Source organism: Mesorhizobium sp. AR02 (assembly GCF_024746835.1).
Lineage (GTDB): Bacteria > Pseudomonadota > Alphaproteobacteria > Rhizobiales > Rhizobiaceae > Mesorhizobium.
Window position 1 is genome coordinate 340,820 of sequence record NZ_CP080531.1, and the last position, 18,097, is coordinate 358,916.

21 protein-coding genes are annotated in these 18,097 nt (G+C 62.0%); 7 read left to right on the plus strand and 14 right to left on the minus strand.

From position 1 onward, the window contains the following. Positions 1-51 precede the first annotated feature (51 nt). A complete protein-coding gene (locus DBIPINDM_RS06275; protein ID WP_258584917.1) occupies positions 52-528 on the plus strand; it encodes a DUF2938 domain-containing protein in 477 nt (158 codons plus the stop codon). A gap of 18 nt (positions 529-546) precedes the next feature. Here the strand turns inward: DBIPINDM_RS06275 and rnhA are convergent, their stop codons facing one another. From rnhA to coxB, 12 genes are all read right to left on the minus strand, one after another. Beyond that, positions 547-1,077, minus strand: a complete 531-nt coding sequence (gene rnhA, locus DBIPINDM_RS06280; RefSeq protein ID WP_258584918.1) for a ribonuclease HI — start codon at positions 1,075-1,077, stop codon at positions 547-549. Further along, entirely contained in the window at positions 1,074-2,051 is a 978-nt protein-coding gene (locus tag DBIPINDM_RS06285; protein WP_258584919.1) for a homoserine kinase, read from the minus strand. Before DBIPINDM_RS06285 ends, rnhA begins: the two co-directional genes overlap by 4 nt. A 5-nt stretch (positions 2,052-2,056) precedes the next feature. Next, positions 2,057-3,067: a 4-hydroxy-3-methylbut-2-enyl diphosphate reductase gene (gene ispH, locus DBIPINDM_RS06290; protein ID WP_258584920.1), complete on the minus strand. Its 1,011-nt coding sequence runs from the start codon at positions 3,065-3,067 to the stop codon at positions 2,057-2,059. A gap of 89 nt (positions 3,068-3,156) precedes the next feature. Further along, positions 3,157-3,912, minus strand: a complete 756-nt coding sequence (locus tag DBIPINDM_RS06295; RefSeq protein WP_258584921.1) for an SURF1 family protein — start codon at positions 3,910-3,912, stop codon at positions 3,157-3,159. Further along, positions 3,909-4,295 carry a DUF983 domain-containing protein gene (locus DBIPINDM_RS06300; protein ID WP_258584922.1) on the minus strand — a complete coding sequence of 129 codons (387 nt, stop codon included), beginning with the start codon at positions 4,293-4,295 and terminating at the stop codon, positions 3,909-3,911. Before DBIPINDM_RS06300 ends, DBIPINDM_RS06295 begins: the two co-directional genes overlap by 4 nt. Positions 4,296-4,316: 21 nt before the next feature. Then, on the minus strand, positions 4,317-4,808 hold the full coding sequence (locus DBIPINDM_RS06305) for a L,D-transpeptidase family protein (protein ID WP_258584923.1): 492 nt from the start codon (positions 4,806-4,808) through the stop codon (positions 4,317-4,319). A 154-nt stretch (positions 4,809-4,962) separates the two neighbouring features. Beyond that, on the minus strand, positions 4,963-5,844 hold the full coding sequence (locus DBIPINDM_RS06310) for a cytochrome c oxidase subunit 3 (protein WP_258584924.1): 882 nt from the start codon (positions 5,842-5,844) through the stop codon (positions 4,963-4,965). A 1-nt stretch (position 5,845) separates the two neighbouring features. After that, positions 5,846-6,478, minus strand: a complete 633-nt coding sequence (locus tag DBIPINDM_RS06315) for a cytochrome c oxidase assembly protein (RefSeq protein WP_258584925.1) — start codon at positions 6,476-6,478, stop codon at positions 5,846-5,848. Beyond that, positions 6,478-6,642, minus strand: a complete 165-nt coding sequence (locus DBIPINDM_RS06320) for a hypothetical protein (RefSeq protein ID WP_258584926.1) — start codon at positions 6,640-6,642, stop codon at positions 6,478-6,480. The genes DBIPINDM_RS06315 and DBIPINDM_RS06320 overlap by 1 nt, the downstream gene beginning before the upstream one ends. Beyond that, positions 6,639-7,583, minus strand: coding sequence for a heme o synthase (locus DBIPINDM_RS06325; protein ID WP_258584927.1), 945 nt, complete (start codon positions 7,581-7,583; stop codon positions 6,639-6,641). The genes DBIPINDM_RS06320 and DBIPINDM_RS06325 overlap by 4 nt, the downstream gene beginning before the upstream one ends. 75 nt (positions 7,584-7,658) lie before the next feature. Further along, a complete protein-coding gene (gene ctaD, locus DBIPINDM_RS06330; RefSeq protein WP_258584928.1) occupies positions 7,659-9,311 on the minus strand; it encodes a cytochrome c oxidase subunit I in 1,653 nt (550 codons plus the stop codon). A gap of 38 nt (positions 9,312-9,349) precedes the next feature. Further along, positions 9,350-10,234 (minus strand): cytochrome c oxidase subunit II, encoded by an 885-nt coding sequence (coxB, locus tag DBIPINDM_RS06335; RefSeq protein ID WP_416361744.1) that lies wholly within the window; start codon positions 10,232-10,234, stop codon positions 9,350-9,352. A 376-nt stretch (positions 10,235-10,610) separates the two neighbouring features. Here coxB and DBIPINDM_RS06340 point away from each other — a divergent pair, with 376 nt between their 5' ends. The 6 genes from DBIPINDM_RS06340 (at position 10,611) to DBIPINDM_RS06365 (ending at position 14,855) form a co-directional block, all read left to right on the plus strand. Further along, a complete protein-coding gene (locus DBIPINDM_RS06340; protein WP_258584930.1) occupies positions 10,611-11,171 on the plus strand; it encodes an invasion associated locus B family protein in 561 nt (186 codons plus the stop codon). Between the two features lie 76 nt (positions 11,172-11,247). After that, the gene (locus DBIPINDM_RS06345) at positions 11,248-11,715 is read left to right on the plus strand and encodes a YbjN domain-containing protein (RefSeq protein ID WP_258584931.1); all 468 of its coding nucleotides are present in this window, start codon (positions 11,248-11,250) and stop codon (positions 11,713-11,715) included. A 118-nt stretch (positions 11,716-11,833) separates the two neighbouring features. Continuing rightward, positions 11,834-13,246 carry a metalloprotease TldD gene (gene tldD / locus DBIPINDM_RS06350; protein ID WP_258584932.1) on the plus strand — a complete coding sequence of 471 codons (1,413 nt, stop codon included), beginning with the start codon at positions 11,834-11,836 and terminating at the stop codon, positions 13,244-13,246. Between the two features lie 77 nt (positions 13,247-13,323). Beyond that, positions 13,324-13,593 (plus strand): AbrB/MazE/SpoVT family DNA-binding domain-containing protein, encoded by a 270-nt coding sequence (locus tag DBIPINDM_RS06355; RefSeq protein WP_258584933.1) that lies wholly within the window; start codon positions 13,324-13,326, stop codon positions 13,591-13,593. After that, positions 13,580-13,969: a type II toxin-antitoxin system VapC family toxin gene (locus DBIPINDM_RS06360; RefSeq protein WP_258589479.1), complete on the plus strand. Its 390-nt coding sequence runs from the start codon at positions 13,580-13,582 to the stop codon at positions 13,967-13,969. The genes DBIPINDM_RS06355 and DBIPINDM_RS06360 overlap by 14 nt, the downstream gene beginning before the upstream one ends. A gap of 202 nt (positions 13,970-14,171) precedes the next feature. Beyond that, positions 14,172-14,855: a transglutaminase-like cysteine peptidase gene (locus DBIPINDM_RS06365; RefSeq protein WP_258584934.1), complete on the plus strand. Its 684-nt coding sequence runs from the start codon at positions 14,172-14,174 to the stop codon at positions 14,853-14,855. Positions 14,856-15,053: 198 nt separating this feature from the next. Here the strand turns inward: DBIPINDM_RS06365 and DBIPINDM_RS06370 are convergent, their stop codons facing one another. Together DBIPINDM_RS06370 and DBIPINDM_RS06375 are read right to left on the minus strand one after the other, a co-directional pair. Continuing rightward, positions 15,054-15,326, minus strand: coding sequence for a hypothetical protein (locus DBIPINDM_RS06370; RefSeq protein WP_258584935.1), 273 nt, complete (start codon positions 15,324-15,326; stop codon positions 15,054-15,056). 238 nt (positions 15,327-15,564) lie between these two features. Beyond that, on the minus strand, positions 15,565-18,027 hold the full coding sequence (locus DBIPINDM_RS06375) for a caspase family protein (protein ID WP_258584936.1): 2,463 nt from the start codon (positions 18,025-18,027) through the stop codon (positions 15,565-15,567). Positions 18,028-18,097: the final 70 nt, after the last annotated feature.

Below are 18,097 nucleotides of genomic sequence, written 5' to 3' on the forward strand. Positions count from 1 at the left end.
CCTCGCCCGATAGCACTCCAGAACTGCCGGCTTTTCGGGGGGATTCCAACGATGTTTGACGTGTTCTGGCGCGCTGTCGTGATCGGCATCGGCGCCACCGTGCTGATGGATCTCTGGGCCATCTTCCTGCACAAGGCGTTCGGCCAGCCCCGGCCGAACTGGGGACCGGTCGGTCGCTGGGTCTGGCATGTCACCGACAAGGTCTTTCACAACGATATCGGCGAGGCAGAGCCTTACGCGCATGAAGTGGCGTTGGGCTGGGCGTTTCACTATTTCGTCGGCATTGTCTACGGCATCATCCTGGTCGTGGTGGCTGGCGCGAGCTGGCTTGCTGCGCCGACCTTCCTGCCGGCCTTCATCCTGGGCATCGTCACCGTCGGCGCTGGCTGGTTCCTGCTGGCACCCGGCATGGGCGCCGGATGGGCAGCCTCGAAGCGACCCAATCCCATGCAGATCCGGGCGCTCAACCTGGTGGCGCACACAGTGTTCGCGCTCGGCCTTTGGGGCACGGCGCTGCTGATACGTTAGACTCGCCAGCGGATTCGATCAGTAGCTCTGAGTAGAGCGCCGCGCCTTTGCTACCGCAGGCTGCTTTGACTGCGTGGCTGCCTTCGGCGCCGCGGCGGGTCTGACCGGACCCTTCTTGAACGGCGCCATGCCTTCCCGTGCCAATTCGTCGGCGCGCTCGTTCTCGGCATGGCCGGCGTGGCCCTTGACCCAGTTCCAGGTGACTTTGTGGCGCCGGTTGGCCTCATCCAGCGCCTGCCACAGTTCGCCGTTCTTGACCGGCTTCTTATCGGCGGTCTTCCAGCCGTTCTTCTTCCAGCCATGGATCCATTTGGAAATGCCGTCCATGACATATTTGCTGTCGGTGTGAAGCTCGACCGTGCAAGGCTCCTTCAGCGCATTGAGCGCCGAGATGGCGGCCAGCAACTCCATGCGGTTGTTGGTCGTTTCGGCCTCGCCGCCGGAAAGCTCCTTGGTGGTGCCGTTGAAGCGCAGGATGGCACCCCAGCCGCCAGGGCCTGGATTGCCCGAACAGGCGCCGTCGGTGAAGATTTCAACCTGTTTGCTCATGATACCCCGTATTCGGCCAATCCATATTCCGAAGCAGATTTGATCGCCCGATGGAACCGCATCCGCCTGACATATTCGGTCGGATCGCGTTTCATGACGAGGCCGCCATCGGGAACCGTCAGCCAGTCGTAGAGCCGGGTCAGCATGAAGCGCAATGCCGAACCGCGCGCCAGCATCGGCAGCGCCGCCTTTTCCTCTCCGCTCAGCGGGCGCACGCTCTGATAGCCGGCAAGCAGCGCCTTGCCCTTGGTGAGGTTGAAGGAAAAGTCCTTCTCGAAACACCAGGCGTTGAGGCAGGTGGCGACGTCGTAGGCATAGAGGTCGTCACAGGCGAAATAGAAGTCGATCAGGCCGGAGAGTTTTTCGCCGAGGAAGAAGACGTTGTCCGGAAAGAGATCGGCATGGATGATGCCTTCGGGGAGGCCTTTCGGCCAGTTCCGCTCGAAATCGACGAAGTCGGCGTCGACCTCGGCCGCCAGGCCCGGCTCGACCTCGTCGGCCCGCTCGCGAGCTGCGTTCCAAAGCTTGCGCCAGCCATCGATGGCGAGCGCGTTGGGACGGGTCATCGGAAAATCGGCACCGGCCAGGTGCAGGGCGGCCAGGGCCTTGCCGACCTCGGCGCAGTGCGTCGCCGTCGGCCGCCGCAGCGAAAGACCTTCGAGGAAGGTGATGATGACCGCCGGTCGGCCGGCCAGCGTGCCGATGACGCTGCCGTCATGCGCGGTCACCGGCAGCGGGCAGGACACCCCCTTGTTGGCGAGATGGCCCATCAGCCCGAGGAAAAACGGCAAATCCGCCTTGTCGACCCGCTTCTCATAGAGCGTCAGGATGTAGGAGCCACTGGTGGTGTGCAGCAGGAAGTTGGAGTTTTCCGTGCCCTCGGCGATGCCCTTGTAGGACAGGAGATCGCCGACCGGGTAGTGCTTCAGGAAAGCGCCGAGTTCGCCCTCCGCAACGTCGGTATAGACCGCCATCTGCCTTACGCGGCCCCATTGACGAAGGCCATGTCGGCCGGCGTCAGTTCGACATCGCGCAGTACCCGCATGACCGGAAAATCCTCTGTTTCGGTGGCCGTGATGGCCAGGTCGATGGTGACATCGAAACGCTGGCGGAACGCGTCGATGATTTCGTCGACGATGATCTCCGGCGCCGATGCCCCTGCCGACAGGCCGAGCGTCGAAATGTTGCCGATGTCATTCCATGGAATCTCGGCGGCGCGCTGCACGAGAAGCGACATGGTGGCGCCGGCTCGCTCCGCCACTTCGACAAGGCGGCGCGAATTGGAGGAATTGGGGGCGCCGACGATCAGATAGAGGTCAGCGCCCGGGGCGGTATCCTTGACCGCCTCCTGGCGGTTGGTGGTGGCGTAGCAGATCGATTCCGCCGCCGGCGCCTGCAGGTCGGGAAAGCGCTCCTGCAGCGCGCGGATGATGCCGGCGGTGTCCTCGACCGACAGCGTGGTCTGGGTGACAAATCCCAGCGCCTTTGGATCGGCAGGTTCAAGCCTGGCGGCATCGGCTTCGGTCTCGATCAGCGTGACCGCGCCCTCCGGCAATTGCCCCATCGTGCCGATCACCTCGGGGTGGCCGGCATGGCCGATCAACAGCACATGGCGGCCAAGCCGCTGATGGCGCATCGCCTGCTTGTGGACTTTGGAAACCAGCGGACAGGTGGCGTCGAGATAGAACAGGTTGCGCGCCTGGGCATCCGCCGGCACCGATTTCGGCACGCCATGCGCCGAGAACACGACCGGCGACTGCCGATGTTCGGCCGGGATTTCGGAAAGCTCCTCGATGAAGACAGCGCCAAGGCTTTGCAGCCCCTCGACGACGTATCTGTTGTGGACGATCTCGTGGCGGACATAGACCGGCGCGCCATATTTCTTCAGCGCCAGCACGACGATCTGGATGGCACGGTCGACGCCGGCGCAAAAGCCGCGTGGCTGGCAGAGCCGGATCGTCAGCGGAGGCTTGGTGGTTGTCTGAAGCATTAAATCCTGGCCGGTTCGTCAGCGCCGAAATGAGGTGCCTACCCCTGCCCTGTCAAGGGCGTCGGTAGAAAGGGGCGCGCTGCTTGCGTTCATTCCTCTTTCGCGGGACGGCGAAGCCGCAGGATGAGCACAGCGGCGAGTGCTGCGGCAAGCCCATACCAGGTGACGGCATATTGCAGATGGCTGTTCGGCAGGTCGATGATGGTGACGCCTCCGATCGGCAATCCGCCAGGATTCGGCGTCTTGTCGGCATCGATGAAGATCGGCACCAGCGTGAACCTGGCCGGCAGACCGGCGCTCGCCGCCATGACGTCGCGGTCCTTCCAGTAGAAGATGTTCTTCGCCACGTCATTGTCGGGAAGCATCATCGACGGCTTTGCCGGCAGCGGATTGCGGGCGAGCCCGGTGATGGTCACCTTGCCTGTGACCTGCCCCTTGGCGCGCTTGGCGGGATCTTTCAGATCATAGGGAATGAAACCACGATTGATCAGGACGAAGCGGCCATCGTCGAGGGCAAGTGGCGTGTAGACGTTGAAGCCGGCGTCACCCTCCCAGGTCGCGTAGAAATGCCGCTCGCCCGAATGCAGGAATGTGCCGGAGACCGTGACCGGCGTGTAGTCGACGTCGCCGGTCGAAGCGAATTCCTTCTCGACCTCGGCCAGCGGCTGTGGTGCCGAATGGGTGCGCTGGTCGATGGTCTGCAGGAGACCTTCCTTCCAGTGCAGGCGCTGGACCTGCCAGGTGCCGAGCGCCAGCAGGATCAAAAGCAGCACCAGGCCAAGGCCGAGCAGCAATGCCGATCGTGGCCGCGAACGGCCGTCACTTTTAATGGATGCCTCGCTCATTCGCCGCGGTCCAGCCGGCCTTCGGCCGCCTTGTTGGCATATTGCAGGGTGAGCAGCACGCCCTTGATCAGCCGCAGCGCCGTCAGGCACAGCACCAGGGCCAGCGGGATCCAGACCAGCAGATGCAGCCAGAGCGGCGGGCTCAGCGTCACTTCAACCCAGAGCGCCAGGCCGACGATGATGAAGCCGATGATCAGGATGACGAAGACCGCCGGCCCGTCGCCGGCATCGGCGTAGGAATAATCGAGGCCGCAATTGACGCAGCGTTTGCCGACGGTGAGGAAGCCGGAAAACAGCCGCCCCTCGCCGCAGCGCGGGCAACGGCCATGCAGCCCGGCCGAAATCGGATCGATCGGAGGCCAGATCGCCTTGTCTTCAGTCATGGATAGGGCCGTCACTCATGGTCATTGCTTGATCTCGATCGGTGTGCCATCGGCCGCCATTGCCCAGATTTCGTCCATGTCAGAGTCCGTAACGGCAATGCAGCCGTCGGTCCAGTCGACCAATTGAAGCAGCCGGCCCCACCAGCCGAAACCATTCGGCTGGCCGTGGATCATGATCATGCCACCGGCATCGATATTGCGCGCCTTCGCGGCCGCCAGATCATTGGCATTGGGGTACGAAATATGGATCGATCTGTGCGCGATGCTGTTGGGGTTGCGCCAGTCGAGCATATAGCGCCCCTCGGGCGTGCGCTGATCGCCCTCCTGGTGCTTGTGGCCGACGGGATCCCCGCTAAGCGCAATGCTGTAGCTGCGCAGGACCTTGCCGTCGCCGATCAATTCCAGCAGCCGTTCCGCCTTGTGGACACGCACCAGATCGACTTTCTCAGCCGCAAGGACCGGGAATGCCATGAGGATGAATGCGCAAATCACCCAGGGAATTGTCCGCCGCATTGGCAATCGATCAGCGATCATTGCGCCGAAAAGAAGAAGGTGGCCCCGTCGCCGCGGCCGCCTTCCCGAAATCGAAATCATAGACTCTTTGTTTCGACGCAATTCCGAACGGAAAACCGTTTACACTTTTCCTGGAATTGCTCCAAAGACTGGATCAGTGGCCTTCGATCACCGCGCCGGCAGATCCCCAGACATAGATCGCAGAGAACAGGAACAGCCAGACCACGTCAACGAAGTGCCAGTACCAGGCGGCTGCCTCGAAGCCGAAATGCTGCTTGGGGGTGAAGTCGCCCTTCATCGCCCGGACCAGGCAGACCAGCAGGAAGATGGTGCCGATGATGACATGGAAACCGTGGAAGCCGGTCGCCATGAAGAAGGTGGCGCCATAGATGGAATCCTTGAAGCCGAACGGAGCGTGCATGTACTCATAGGCCTGCACCATGGTGAACAGCATGCCGAGGCCGACGGTCAGCACCAGGCCGTTGATCAGGCCCTTGCGATCGCCATGGATGAGCGAATGGTGCGCCCAGGTGACCGTAGTGCCCGACAGCAGCAGGATGATGGTGTTGTAGAGCGGCAGGTGGAAGGGATCGAGAACCTCCATGCCCTTCGGCGGCCAGACACCACCGGTAAATGTGTGGCGCGCGTAATTCTGCGCCTCACCGGCAAAAAGGCTGGCGTCGAAATAAGCCCAGAACCAAGCGACGAAAAACATCACCTCCGAGGCGATGAACATGATCATGCCGTAGCGCAGATGCAGCGACACGACACGCGTGTGATGGCCCTCATGCGCTTCCTTGATCGTGTCCGACCACCAGGCGAACATGGTGTAGAGGACGATCACGATGCCGATGAAGAACAGCCACGGATTGGCAATGTTGAAGCCGAAGATCGGGAAGGAGCCGCCCTTCAGGTACTCCATGAGACAGACGCCGCCAAAGGCGGTAACGAGCGCCCCTACCGATCCCAGGAAGGGCCACGGGCTCGGGTCGACGAGATGATAGTCATGCTGTGGTTTTGCGTGCGCGTCTGGCATATCAACCCCCGAGATTTGCTTCGGTATTGGAAATTGTCTTGCTGTTGCCTTGGACCGGCTCCGAGGAGGCGACCGGCTTGGTCTTCTCGACTGGGAACATCGTGTAGGACAGGGTGATCGTCTTCACGTCCTTCAGTTCCGGCACATTGACGATGTCGGGATCCACATAGAACAGGACCGGCATGTCCAGCGTCTCGCCGGGCTTCAGCGACGTATCGGTGAAGCAGAAGCACTCGACCTTGTTGAAATACGGACCCGCCAGTTCCGGCTGCACGTTGAAGGTGGCGCGGCCGGTGACGGGGCGATCGAACTTGTTGGTCGCCTGATAATGCGCCTGCACGGTCTCGCCGATCTTCATGGTCATCGAGCGCTGGACCGGCTGAAATTCCCACGGCACGCCGGCAATATTGGCGTCGAAGCGCACCGTGATCTCACGATCGAGCACGCGGCCGGCATACTGCTTCTCGGCACGCTGCGTCTTGCCGCCATAACCGGTCGCCTGGCAGAACATCTTGTAGAGCGGCACGGCGGCATAGGCCATGCCGATCATGCCGGTGAAGAAGGCAAGGCAGACCGCCGCGACGATGACGTTGCTGTTCCTGCCGGCCGGCTTTTTGGACATCTCGACGCTCATCACATCGTGCCCAGATTGTGGCCGAACTTGACGATCGTCGCGATGTAGAAAATGACGACCAGCGCCGCCAGCGCCACGCCTATGGCGATGGATCGGCTACGCTGGGCCTTCTTCTGACGATCGGTCAAAGTGACCGTCTCAAGTTTTTCCTCGACCATGGTCATGCCCCACCCATGGCAAGTGCGCGTTCGACAACGCTGTCGGCCAGGTAGGCAGCGAAGATGGCGAAGAGATAAAGCAGCGAATAGGCAAACAGCGCCTTGGCCGGCTTCATGGCGCGGTCGTCGTCGGCCATGCCGAGCACTTTCCACGCATACCAGATAAAGCCAACGCCCAGCAGCACGGAGGCCACGCCATAGATCGGCGTCGTGTAGCCGAGCAGCCAAGGCAGCACGCCGACCGGGGCCAGCACCAGCGCATAGGCAAAGATCTGACGGCGGGTCGACGCCTCGCCGGCGACATTGGGCATCATAGGTATGCCGGCGCGCCCATAATCCTCGGACTTGAACAGCGCGAGCGCCCAGAAATGCGGCGGTGTCCACAGGAAGATGATCAGGAACAGGATGATGCTTTCGAGGCTGACCGACCCGGTCACTGCGGCCCAGCCTATGACCGGCGGAATGGCGCCGGCAGCACCGCCAATGACGATGTTCTGCGGCGTCCAGCGCTTCAGCCACATCGTGTAGACGACGGCATAGAAGAAGATGGTGAAGGCCAGCAGCGTCGCCGACAGCCAGTTGACCAGCACGCCGAGCGTCATCACCGACAGCACCGAGAGCACCAGGCCGAAGCTGAGCGCCTCGTGCGGCTGGATGCGGCCGGATGGCACCGGACGGCTGGCCGTCCTGGTCATCACCGCGTCGATGTCGGCGTCATACCACATGTTGAGTGCGCCCGAGGCGCCAGCGCCAATGGCAATGGCCAGGATGGCGATCACCGCCAGCAGCGGGTTGATGGTCACGGGTGCGGCAACCAGCCCGACAAAGGCGGTGAACACCACCAGCGACATGACGCGCGGCTTCAGCAGGGCGAAGAAATCGCCCGCCGTCGCTTCCGACATGCGGAAGCCCGCTTCGTCAATGCTGGTTTCGTCGACTAGGGCCATGCGTACTCAGTCCATTATTCCGTTGGCCAAAACCGCCGGCGGACCGGCGGTTTCGTATTCGAGCGAGGAGCCGCCTTACTTGATCTTCGGCAGCTGCTCCCACTGGTGGAACGGCGGCGGCGAAGGCAGCTGCCATTCGAGCGTGGTGGCGCCCTCGCCCCATGGGTTGGCACCAGCGATCCGCTTCTTCTGGAAGGCTTCGAACACGCCATAGAGGAAGATCGCCACGCCGACGGCCGAGATATAGGAGCCGATCGACGACACATAGTTCCAGCCGGCAAACGCGTCGGGATAGTCGATGGTACGGCGCGGCATGCCGGCGAGGCCGAGGAAATGCTGCGGGAAGAAGATCAGGTTGACGCCGATGAAGGTGACCCAGAAGTGGGTGTTGGCGATGACGGGCGAGTACATGTAGCCGGTCATCTTCGGGAACCAGTAGTACCAGCCGGCGAAGATGGCGAACACCGCGCCCAGCGACAGCACGTAGTGGAAGTGGGCGATGACGAAATAGGTGTCATGCAGCGAGCGGTCGAGGCCGGCATTGGCCAGCTGGACGCCAGTGACGCCACCGATGGTGAACAGGAAGATGAAGCCCAGCGCCCACAGCATCGGCGTCTTGAACGAGATCGACCCGCCCCACATCGTCGCGATCCAGGAGAAGATTTTCACGCCCGTCGGCACCGCGATGACCATGGTGGCGAAGACGAAGTAGCGCTGCGTGTCGAGCGACAGGCCGGTCGTATACATGTGGTGCGCCCAGACGATGAAGCCGACGGCACCGATCGCGACCATGGCGTAGGCCATGCCGAGATAGCCGAACACCGGCTTCTTCGAGAAGGTCGAGATGACGTGGCTGATGATGCCGAAGCCTGGCAGGATCAGAATGTAGACTTCCGGGTGACCGAAGAACCAGAACAGGTGCTGGAACAGGATCGGATCGCCGCCGCCGTCGGGCGCGAAGAAGGTGGTGCCAAAATTGCGGTCGGTGAGCAGCATGGTGATGCCGCCCGCCAGAACCGGCAGGGACAAGAGCAGCAGGAAGGCGGTGACCAGCACCGACCAGGCAAACAGCGGCATCTTGTGCAGCGTCATGCCAGGGGCGCGCATGTTGAAGATGGTGGTGATGAAGTTGATGGCGCCGAGGATCGACGAGGCACCGGCGATATGGATCGACAGGATCGCCAGATCCATCGCCGGTCCGGGCTGACCCGAGGTCGACAGCGGCGGATAAAGCGTCCAGCCACCACCGACGCCGTAAGCGCCCGGCGCGCTCGGCATGAACATCGAGGTGAGCAGCAGGATGAAGGCCGGCGGCAGAAGCCAGAAGGAGATGTTGTTCATGCGCGGGAACGCCATGTCGGGAGCACCGATCATGATCGGCACCATCCAGTTGGCGAAGCCGCCGATCAGCGCCGGCATGACCATGAAGAAGATCATGATCAGCGCATGCGCGGTGGCGAAGGCATTGTACATGCTCTTGCCGCCGTCGATCGCGGCGTCACCGTTCATGCCATAGACCATCTGCGCCAGACCGCTGAAGATCTGGATGCCAGGCTCCTGCAGTTCCATGCGGATGGCAACCGACAGCGCGCCGCCGATGATGCCGGCCATGATCGCGAAGATCAGGTAGAGCGTACCGATATCCTTGTGGTTGGTCGAATAAACCCAGCGCACCCAACCGTGATAAGGTTTGTGGTCGTGCCCATCGTGAGCTGCAGCGTCTGCCATGTTCCGCTCCGTTCCCTAAATCTTGCTAACCCGCGGCATCAGTTGCCGGCGGCCGCTACCTTGTTCTGGCCATCAACCTCAGCCATCAGCGTCTTGTTGGCGCCGGGCAGATTGGTCTTGGCTGCCGCCAGCCAGGTCTTGAACTGCGCGTCGGTGACGACACGGATGGCGATCGGCATGAAGGCATGGTCCTTGCCGCAGAGCTGCGAGCACTGGCCGTAATAAAGGCCTTCCTTCTCCGCCTTGAACCAGGTCTCGTTGGTGCGCCCCGGAACGGCGTCGATCTTGATGCCGAACGACGGCATGGCAAAGGAGTGGATCACATCGGTCGCGGTGACGAGCACGCGGGTCATCGTGTTGACCGGCACCACCAGCTCGTTGTCGACGGCGAGCAGGCGCGGATAGACCTTGCGATCCTCCTTGCCGGCCTTGGCGCGATCGCCGTCCTGGAGGATGGCCGAATTGAAGGTCAGCGTGTTGTCGGTCTGGTATTCGTAGTCCCAGTTCCACTGGTTGCCAGTCGCCTTGACGGTCAACTTGGCTTCTTCCGGCGGCGTATACTGCGCGGTCAGAAGCTGGAACGAGGGAATGGCGATCAGGAGCAGCACGATAACGGGGCCGACCGTCCAGATCACCTCGATCAGGGTGTTGTGACTGGTTTTCGAAGGAACCGGATTGGCGCTCGCCCGGAATCTGAAAATGCAATAAGCGAGAAGGAACAGCACCAGCAAGGTGATGATCACGATGAACACAAAGGTGTAGTTTCCGAACCACTCGATCTGCCGCATCATGTCGGTTGCCGGTGCCTGGAAGCCCGTTTCCCAGTTCACGGGTTGATCGGCATGGGCGGATGTGCCGGCAAAAATCGTGGCAGCGGCCCCAGCACTTGCTAGAAACTTGGCGTTTGCTAGGAAATTTCTCATCGCCCTCTTCGTCTCCCAGTTCCTCGCGGCTGTGCCAACGAGAATAACGAACAATGCCGGGACGGGAATCCCGACAGTCTCAAGCTGGTTCAAACCATACTCTTTTTCCCTCCGCAAGAAAGGAGCGGAGGAAACCGTGCGGCATTTTTGCGCGCAAGCTGGCATGGCCCTTCCGGGGCAGCGGCCACGGTGACGAATCGCGTATGTTCGGCAGGTTGCCGGCCTCATGCCGGCGGGGTTCGCGAAGCGTCGTAATTCAGGCGAATTTGGCAGGGAAAAGCGCTGTATTGCCTGTTTCGCGACAGTTCGGCCGCGGTCTCGTCCTTTACTTGGCATTGGCGCGGCTTAAAGTGCCGTGATTCGCAATGGAGCCGTCATGAACTCTTGGCTTTCGGGACTGAGGCATACGCGACAGGAGCTTTCGAGAGCACTGGCGAAGGCCGTGTTTCTCGCCGTCTTGTCCGCGGCCGGTCTGTTCGTCACCGGTCAGGCCAATGCCGCCCAGCCGAGCGGCACGGTGCGCTCGACGCATGGCGCGTGGTCGATCATCTGCGACACCCCGGCCGGTGCCACCTCTGAACAATGCGTGATGATGCAGAATGTCGTCGCCGAGGATCGTCCGGAGATGGGGCTGTCGGTCGTCGTGCTGCGCACCGCCGACAACAAGGCCGAGATCCTGCGCGTGCTGGCGCCGCTCGGCGTGCTTTTGCCGAACGGGCTCGGCCTCAATGTCGACGGCAAGGACATCGGCCGCGCCTATTTCGTGCGCTGCTTCCAGGACGGCTGCTACGCGGAAGTCATTCTCGAAAAGCCGCTGCTCGACACGCTGAAGACCGGCACGTCGGCGACGTTCATCGTCTTCCAGACGCCTGAAGAAGGCATCGGCATCCCTGTCGACCTCAAAGGTTTTGCCGACGGCTTTGCCGCCCTTCCCTGACAGCGGACGCTTGCGAAAAACCCGGCCCTGACGCAGAATTCCCATGGGATGCGGGTTTTTGGCGGTGGGGATCATCATGCGCTCGTTTTCATTGCTTCTATCCGCCGGTCTGATTTCGACCGGCGCGGTTTCCGTTGCGTGGGCTGAAGATAGCGAAATCATCACCGCGCCTGATCCAGCCGCAATTCTCGACATTGCCAAGGGCTACGGCTCGGCCAAGCTGGATAAGGACGACGGTGGCGACCCCATGGTCTCCGGCCGGCTCGAAGGCATGAAATATGTCATCTACTTCTATGGCTGCGAAAACCACGAGAAGTGCAAATCCATCCAGTTTTCCTCGGGCTACACCGACGCCTTCACGGCCGAGCAAGCCAACGAGTGGAACAAGAAGTATCGCTGGGTCAAGGCGTTTTCCGGCGACGGTTCCAACTTCAAGATGGATGTCAGCTTCATCGGCGGCATCACCAAGGCCAATCTCGAGGAGCAGTTCTCGAATTGGGATTCGATGACCACCAACATCAAGGATTTCGTCAACCAAAAGTGACGCCGGCAGCCTGTCGGCGAGCGCATTTGCCCACACAGCGCGTCGGGGGCGATTGTCTCAGCGCGGCTTCGCGCCTACATCGTGGGAAACCAGCTCTCTTCCCACGAATGGATGCGCCATGAACAGCCTGATCGGCCAATTCGACATTTCAGACGATCGCATCAAGCAGATCGTTGCCGACACCATCAACGGCGCCGACGACGGCGAGCTGTTTCTCGAATACAGCGAGAGCGAGGCGCTGATGTTCGACAATGGCCGGCTGAAGACCGCCAATTTCAACACCGACCAGGGCTTTGGCCTGCGTGCCGTCGCCGGTGAAGCCAGCGGCTACGCCCATTCGAGCGACCTGTCCGAGGCCTCGCTGCTGCGCGCGGCCGCTGCCGTCTCGACCGTCAAGGGCGGCTATTCCGGTACGCTTGCCGCCGCACCCGCCCGCACCAACCGCCATCTCTACGGCGACGAGAACCCGATCCCCTCGCCTTCCTTCGAGGCCAAGGCAAAGCTGCTGCAGGAAATCGACGCCTGGCTGCGCGCCGAGGATCCGCGCGTGCGCCAGGTGACGGCCTCGCTCGCGGCGTCCTGGCAGCATGTCGAGATCGTGCGCGCCGACGGCCAGGTGGTGCGCGATATCAGGCCCCTGGTTCGCATCAACGTCTCTGTGGTGGTCGGCGATGGCGACCGCCAGGAAAGCGGCTCCTACGGCATGGGCGGACGCAAGGCGTTTGGCGAATTCCTGATCGAGGACAGCTGGAAGCACGCTGCCAAGGAGGCGCTCAGGCAAGCGCTGGTCAACCTCGAGGCGATCCCTGCCCCGGCCGGCACCTTCGACATCGTGCTGTCCAGCGGCTGGCCGGGCGTCATGCTGCACGAAGCTGTCGGGCACGGGCTGGAAGGCGACTTCAATCGCAAGAAGACTTCGGCCTTCGCCGGCCTGCTGGGCCAGCAGGTCGCAGCCAAGGGCGTCACCGTCGTCGACGACGGCACCATCCCCGAGCGGCGCGGCTCGCTCACTGTTGACGATGAAGGCACGCCGTCGGCCCGCAACGTGCTGATCGAGGACGGCAAACTGGTTGGCTACATGCAGGACCGGCAGAACGCCCGGCTGATGGGCATGAAGGCCACCGGCAATGGCCGGCGCGAAGGCTATGCGCACCAGCCGATGCCGCGCATGACCAACACCTATATGACTTCAGGCGATATGGAGCCGGACGAGATCATCGCTTCGGTCAAGAACGGCATCTACGCCGTCTCCTTCGGCGGTGGCCAGGTCGACATCACATCGGGAAAATTCGTGTTCGGCTGCACCGAGGCCTACATGATCGAGAACGGCAAGGTGACGCAGCCGATCAAGGGCGCGATGCTGATCGGCAACGGGCCGGATGCCATGCACCGCGTCTCGATGGTCGGCAACGACATGAAGCTCGACAATGGCATCGGCATGTGCGGCAAGGCCGGACAGGGCGTGCCGGTCGGTGTCGGCCAGCCGCATCTCAGGATGAACCAGATGACGGTCGGCGGCACCCGGGTTTGAGGCTGCAAATCCGGCAGGCTTGAATAGCTTCCACGACAAGACTATCTTACCTTCGTCTTACATGAAGGCGTGGCGTGATGGCAGAAAAACTTATAACGACCGTCTCCACCAAGGGACAGGTAATCCTGCCCAGCGCGATCCGGAAACGGAAAGACTGGGGTGCGGGCACGCGCCTGCAGGTCGAAGACACTCCGGACGGAGTGCTTTTGAAATTAGCGCCGGTCTTTGCCCCGACGCGACCAGAAGACGTCTTTGGCGTGTTGCCGCACAGTGGCAAGCCGAAGACGCTGGAGGAAATGGACGCGGCCGTCCTTGCTGAAGCACGGCGACGCGATGCTCGCAATTGATACCAACATTGTCGTCAGGTATTTGACGAACGACGATCCGGAGCAGTCCCCACGAGCCCGGCGGCTGATCGATGGTCAAGCCGTCTTTGTCGCCGTCACGGTAATCCTGGAGACTGAGTGGGTGCTGCGCAGCGCCTATGGTTATAGCCAGGCGGTGGTCACCAGCGCATTGCGGGTGTTCGGCGGGTTGCCCACGGTTGAGCTGGAAGATGCCGCGATTGTCTCCTCTGCGCTCGATCTGTCGGACGCGGGAATGGATTTCGCAGATGCGCTGCATCTGGGGAAATCAGTTCACTGTGCCGGCTTGGCAACCTTTGATCGTAATTTCCTCAAAGCTGCGAGGGCGGCCGGATATGAGAGCGTGCAGGAAGCATAATTTGGAGGCGCGCGGCTGGCGCTCCGACCGTCGAGCTTGGTCTGAATGTGCCGACTGATCCTTGCTTTTCTAACTTGAATCCCTGTCGGCACCTTGAAGTGAACACAATCGGCGTTAGGAAATTAGTAACTGTTAAACTGCCTGGGCTGCCTTTTGCGCACGAACGCAGCACCAGTTCCTCGTTGCGGTGGTGGTTTTGGCAATGCGGCCCGTCCTGACTTCGTCTATCCTGCTTGGCTTCGTTTCGTTGATTGGTGCGACATCGCTGCAGGTCAGCCCGGCGGCGGCACAGTCGACCTTGTTCAAGCGAATATCGACGCAACCATCGAAGGATGGGGCACTCTCCGCCGCGGTTGGCGGCTCCACCAGCGTCCCCTACGGCTGGCTCGATTTCTGCCATCGCCGACCAAAAGAGTGCAAGGTGCCCGCTCTGCCGGCCACGAACGTCAAGCTGACCGCGCAGAACCTGCGCACCCTCAAGCGGATAAATCAGAAGGTTAACAGCTCCATCAAACCCGTCAGCAATTTCGATCACTGGGGCACGATGGCGGACCACTGGGATTACCCGGTTGACGGCAAGGGCGACTGCAAGATCTACGCACTCTACAAGCGTAAGCTTCTTCAGGAGGCTGGATTCCCCCGGCAGGCGCTGCTGATGACCGTGGTCCACGACCTTGACAATGAAGGCCACACCATCCTGACGGTGAAAACCGACAAGGGCGATCTCGTCCTCGACAATCTGGTCAACGAAATCAGGCCCTGGAACGCGACCGGCTACTACTTCCTGAAACGCCAGTCGCAGCAGAACCCGAATATCTGGGTTTCGATCAACAAGCGGGGTGGCACGCCGAAGGCCCTCACGAATGCTGCCAAGCTCGTCGACTGAGAAACCTTTCAGAGCCGAAGCGGTCCAGGCACTTGTGAACGCACGGTGAGTTCACAGCCGTCGAGATGAGGCTTCGCGACTGTCTCGTCCCCCAAGCGGAAGCAGCTTCAGACGGATACACGGTTCATATCTTTCCGGAATCGCCGCCAGCCTCCAATCAAGGCAGGCTGGCAGCGAAGCTTTCGCACAAATCCCTGATCAGGTGGCCTTGCCGCCGTTCTTCTTGCAGTCGGCCCGGAACTTCTCGCGTGCCTTGCCGTGCAGCTTCTTGGCATCGGCAAGGGCTGAGCATTGCTTCGAAATAGCGGTTTTCTCCGGCGTCATGGCGGTCGCCGGCGCCTTCTTCATGGGGGCGGCCGTGGTGGCGGCCGGCGCAGTGGTCGTCGTGGCTGCTGTCGTCGCTGCCGCGGCGGCTCCCGTCGCAATGAAACCGGCCACGGCGATAGACGTCAGAACGCTTGCAATCCTCATTATGGTTACTCCCTTGAGCCCCCCGGCACTGACTGGGTATCAGCGAGCCGGGGCGCCGCGAAATCTCAGCTGTGGCCAACCACGCAGTTGTGATCTGATCGCGGGTTGCCGCAGCGGCCCGGCCATGTTTTGCCGCGGGCCCGGCAAAGCCGTCTCACCTCACACAACGCGACCGGCGATGCGTTTCAAGCCTTACGCATGTCGCGACCGAAGTCGGGCCACCTCCGGGCGACATGTGCTATTTCTTGCAAGCGGGCTCATTGGGGTGCCCGCAAGACGGCTTCTTGACGCCTGGCGGCGGCGGCTTTGGCTGCGCCTGCGGCTGCCGGTGCACCTGCTGGATCTGCTGCTTCGGCTGGGCGTGGAACTCCGGCCTCTGCGGCTTGGGCTGACCCTGCACCTTCAGCTGCGGATTGCCATTGTTGACCTTGAATTTCTGCTGGACGTTGCCACCACCGGTTCCATTGGCGGGTAGCTTGTGGAATTTGGGACCGTTGCCATTGCCCTTCGCCCCATTGCCTTGCCCATTGGCCTGGCCGTTCGTCTGGCCACTGCCCTGATTGTGAAGCTTCTTGAACTTGCCATTGGGCGGATTCTGGCCTGAATTCTGGCCATTGAGCGCCGATGCGTTGTTCGCTCCATTCGCCGCAGGCGTGCCGTTGGCGCCAGGGATCTTGCGGAGCTTCTTGCCAGTCTTGCCAGTACCGTTCTGGCCCTGCCCATTGGCCCCGTTTTGCCCACTCACCACCGGGTTGCCGGTCACGGCGTTTCCAGCTGCCGTGCCCTGCTTGTTCAACAGCTTCTTAGACTTGTTGTTGGGTAGGATCGGGTTGTTGGGCAGGTTCTGTCCATTCAGCACCGGGTTCCCGGTCACGGCGTTTCCACCTGCCGTGCCCTGCTTGTTCAACAGCTTCTTAGACTTGTTGTTGGGCAGGTTCGGGTTGTTGGGCAGGTTCTGTCCATTCAGCACCGGCTTGCCATTGACGAGCGGCAGCGTCTTGCCGTCGGCGCCGGGCAAGGCATGACCTGTCAGCTTGTCGGCAGGCAAGGTCTTCGACAGCGGCGTGGCACCTCCGGGCTGCTGGCCACCCTGCCCCGGCTTCAGCGGCAGGCCGCCCGGGTTCTGCTTGGACAGCACGGCTTCTTTCTTCTGCAGAAGAGCTGGCAGCGCCACCTTGGTCGCCAGTGCGGCCGCACCTAGGCCCACGGCGCCGGCGGTCAGTTTCTGGCCCGTGGTGAGGCCACCGCCCTGGTTGTTGTTCTCGTTGATCGTCGTGTTGTTGATGATCGTGGTGTTGTGGATGTTATTGAAAATGACATTGTCCGGCGGTGGGAAGACGTCATGCGGCGGATTCACCCAGGCCGGCACGGGCACAAAGACGGGTGTCGGCAGAAGGAAGATTCCGACTGGCGGCGGCGGTGGCGGCAGTTCGATGAAGTCGCGCGGCCGCGGCGGCAGGAAGATCACCGCGATCGGTGGCGGCGGATCGAAATCGAAGTCGGGGTCGTCGAAATAGAGTACGGGACGGTCGACGTAGACGATTTCCTCCTCCGGCGGCGGCGGCACGTCATAGGCGTAGACGGTGAAATCCTCCGGGGGCTCCAGGGCCGCCTCGAAATGCTCGAGCCGGCGGCGGGCATCCCAGGCATGCGGGCCATGCGGGTAGCGCCGGAGATATGACCAGTAGGCTTCCGGCGTGTCCCGTAGCCAGGTTTCGCGCCAAGTGATCGCCTCGCGCCGCGCCGCGATGATGGCGCGCACGCGCTTGGCCATCGGATCGTGCGGATAGGCGCCGACGAAATCCTCATAACCGCGCAGCGTGTCGCGATCGAGCGCCGCTACATAAGCGTCGTGGGCATCGAAGTCGCGGATTTCCCTGGTCCGGTTGGCCTGGGATTCGGCCTCCGAAACCTTCGGCGCGGGCGCATCCGGGGCACGATCGAAGAACACGAAGGGCGCGCTAATCTTCGAGGCGTTCCAAGGCACTTCGGCCCCTTGCGTCACTTCGTTGACGCGCAGGCGCGTGCGGTCGAACACATCGTCGAGCGACAGGCCCCCGTCGCGCATCATCTCGGCCAGCGCCTGGGCATAGGCGCCGTACGGGCCCTTGCCTTCCGGCGCGACGGTTCCCGGCGCGGCGTTGAAGGCGATCAGCATGTTCGGGTCGGGATCGACCAGCGCGAGACCGCCGGCCAGCGGCTGGTTCGTTTGCGGGAATGCATTCGGTCGCGCCGCGTCGAGCACGACGATGTTGACCTTCGTCGGCAGTCCAGCCAGCGACTTGGTGACGTCGGAGAGCCGCATCGCCTGGAGCGGGACGTCGGCAGGATTGGCGATCTGGGCATCGACCGGCAGGAAGTAGTTCTCGCCTTCGAACTGCACACCTTGGCCGGCGAGGTAGACGAAGACGACCGCGTCGGGTCCGGCGGCGGAGACCTTGCCGAGGAAGTCGCGCAGCGCGCCGCGCAGCGACTCCTGATCCACATCACGGGCGCCGACCACATCGAAACCGGCAGCCTGCAAGGTCTGCGCGATCAGTCCGGCGTCGTTGGCGGGTGTCACCATCGCGCCGGACGGATAGGCAGCGTTGCCGATAACGAAAGCGAGGCGTTTTTGCTGTTGCGCGAGCGCGCCCGTCGCCGAGGCGGCGACGACAAGCAAGAGGACGAATAGACTGAGGAATTTCTGGAGCATCCGCATTTCAGGCCACCATGGGTAAAGAGCCGACGCTGTCGAGGCCCTTCCCCTCCTCCAGCGATCTGGACTAGAT

Bases quoted from the DNA above. Each gene is read 5' to 3' on its own strand.
- DBIPINDM_RS06365 (WP_258584934.1), top strand. From the start codon at position 14,172: ATGCGGCCCGTCCTGACTTCGTCTATCCTGCTTGGCTTCGTTTCGTTG.
- DBIPINDM_RS06345 (WP_258584931.1), top strand. From the start codon at position 11,248: ATGCGCTCGTTTTCATTGCTTCTATCCGCCGGTCTGATTTCGACCGGC.
- DBIPINDM_RS06285 (WP_258584919.1), bottom strand. From the start codon at position 2,051: ATGGCGGTCTATACCGACGTTGCGGAGGGCGAACTCGGCGCTTTCCTG.
- DBIPINDM_RS06300 (WP_258584922.1), bottom strand. From the start codon at position 4,295: ATGACTGAAGACAAGGCGATCTGGCCTCCGATCGATCCGATTTCGGCC.
- ispH (WP_258584920.1), bottom strand. From the start codon at position 3,067: ATGCTTCAGACAACCACCAAGCCTCCGCTGACGATCCGGCTCTGCCAG.
- DBIPINDM_RS06315 (WP_258584925.1), bottom strand. From the start codon at position 6,478: ATGAGCGTCGAGATGTCCAAAAAGCCGGCCGGCAGGAACAGCAACGTC.
- DBIPINDM_RS06370 (WP_258584935.1), bottom strand. From the start codon at position 15,326: ATGAGGATTGCAAGCGTTCTGACGTCTATCGCCGTGGCCGGTTTCATT.
- DBIPINDM_RS06360 (WP_258589479.1), top strand. From the start codon at position 13,580: ATGCTCGCAATTGATACCAACATTGTCGTCAGGTATTTGACGAACGAC.
- DBIPINDM_RS06340 (WP_258584930.1), top strand. From the start codon at position 10,611: ATGAACTCTTGGCTTTCGGGACTGAGGCATACGCGACAGGAGCTTTCG.
- ctaD (WP_258584928.1), bottom strand. From the start codon at position 9,311: ATGGCAGACGCTGCAGCTCACGATGGGCACGACCACAAACCTTATCAC.
- DBIPINDM_RS06375 (WP_258584936.1), bottom strand. From the start codon at position 18,027: ATGCGGATGCTCCAGAAATTCCTCAGTCTATTCGTCCTCTTGCTTGTC.
- rnhA (WP_258584918.1), bottom strand. From the start codon at position 1,077: ATGAGCAAACAGGTTGAAATCTTCACCGACGGCGCCTGTTCGGGCAAT.
- DBIPINDM_RS06275 (WP_258584917.1), top strand. From the start codon at position 52: ATGTTTGACGTGTTCTGGCGCGCTGTCGTGATCGGCATCGGCGCCACC.
- DBIPINDM_RS06325 (WP_258584927.1), bottom strand. From the start codon at position 7,583: ATGGCCCTAGTCGACGAAACCAGCATTGACGAAGCGGGCTTCCGCATG.
- DBIPINDM_RS06310 (WP_258584924.1), bottom strand. From the start codon at position 5,844: ATGCCAGACGCGCACGCAAAACCACAGCATGACTATCATCTCGTCGAC.
- DBIPINDM_RS06355 (WP_258584933.1), top strand. From the start codon at position 13,324: ATGGCAGAAAAACTTATAACGACCGTCTCCACCAAGGGACAGGTAATC.
- DBIPINDM_RS06320 (WP_258584926.1), bottom strand. From the start codon at position 6,642: ATGACCATGGTCGAGGAAAAACTTGAGACGGTCACTTTGACCGATCGT.
- tldD (WP_258584932.1), top strand. From the start codon at position 11,834: ATGAACAGCCTGATCGGCCAATTCGACATTTCAGACGATCGCATCAAG.
- DBIPINDM_RS06295 (WP_258584921.1), bottom strand. From the start codon at position 3,912: ATGAGCGAGGCATCCATTAAAAGTGACGGCCGTTCGCGGCCACGATCG.
- DBIPINDM_RS06305 (WP_258584923.1), bottom strand. From the start codon at position 4,808: ATGCGGCGGACAATTCCCTGGGTGATTTGCGCATTCATCCTCATGGCA.
- coxB (WP_416361744.1), bottom strand. From the start codon at position 10,234: ATGAGAAATTTCCTAGCAAACGCCAAGTTTCTAGCAAGTGCTGGGGCC.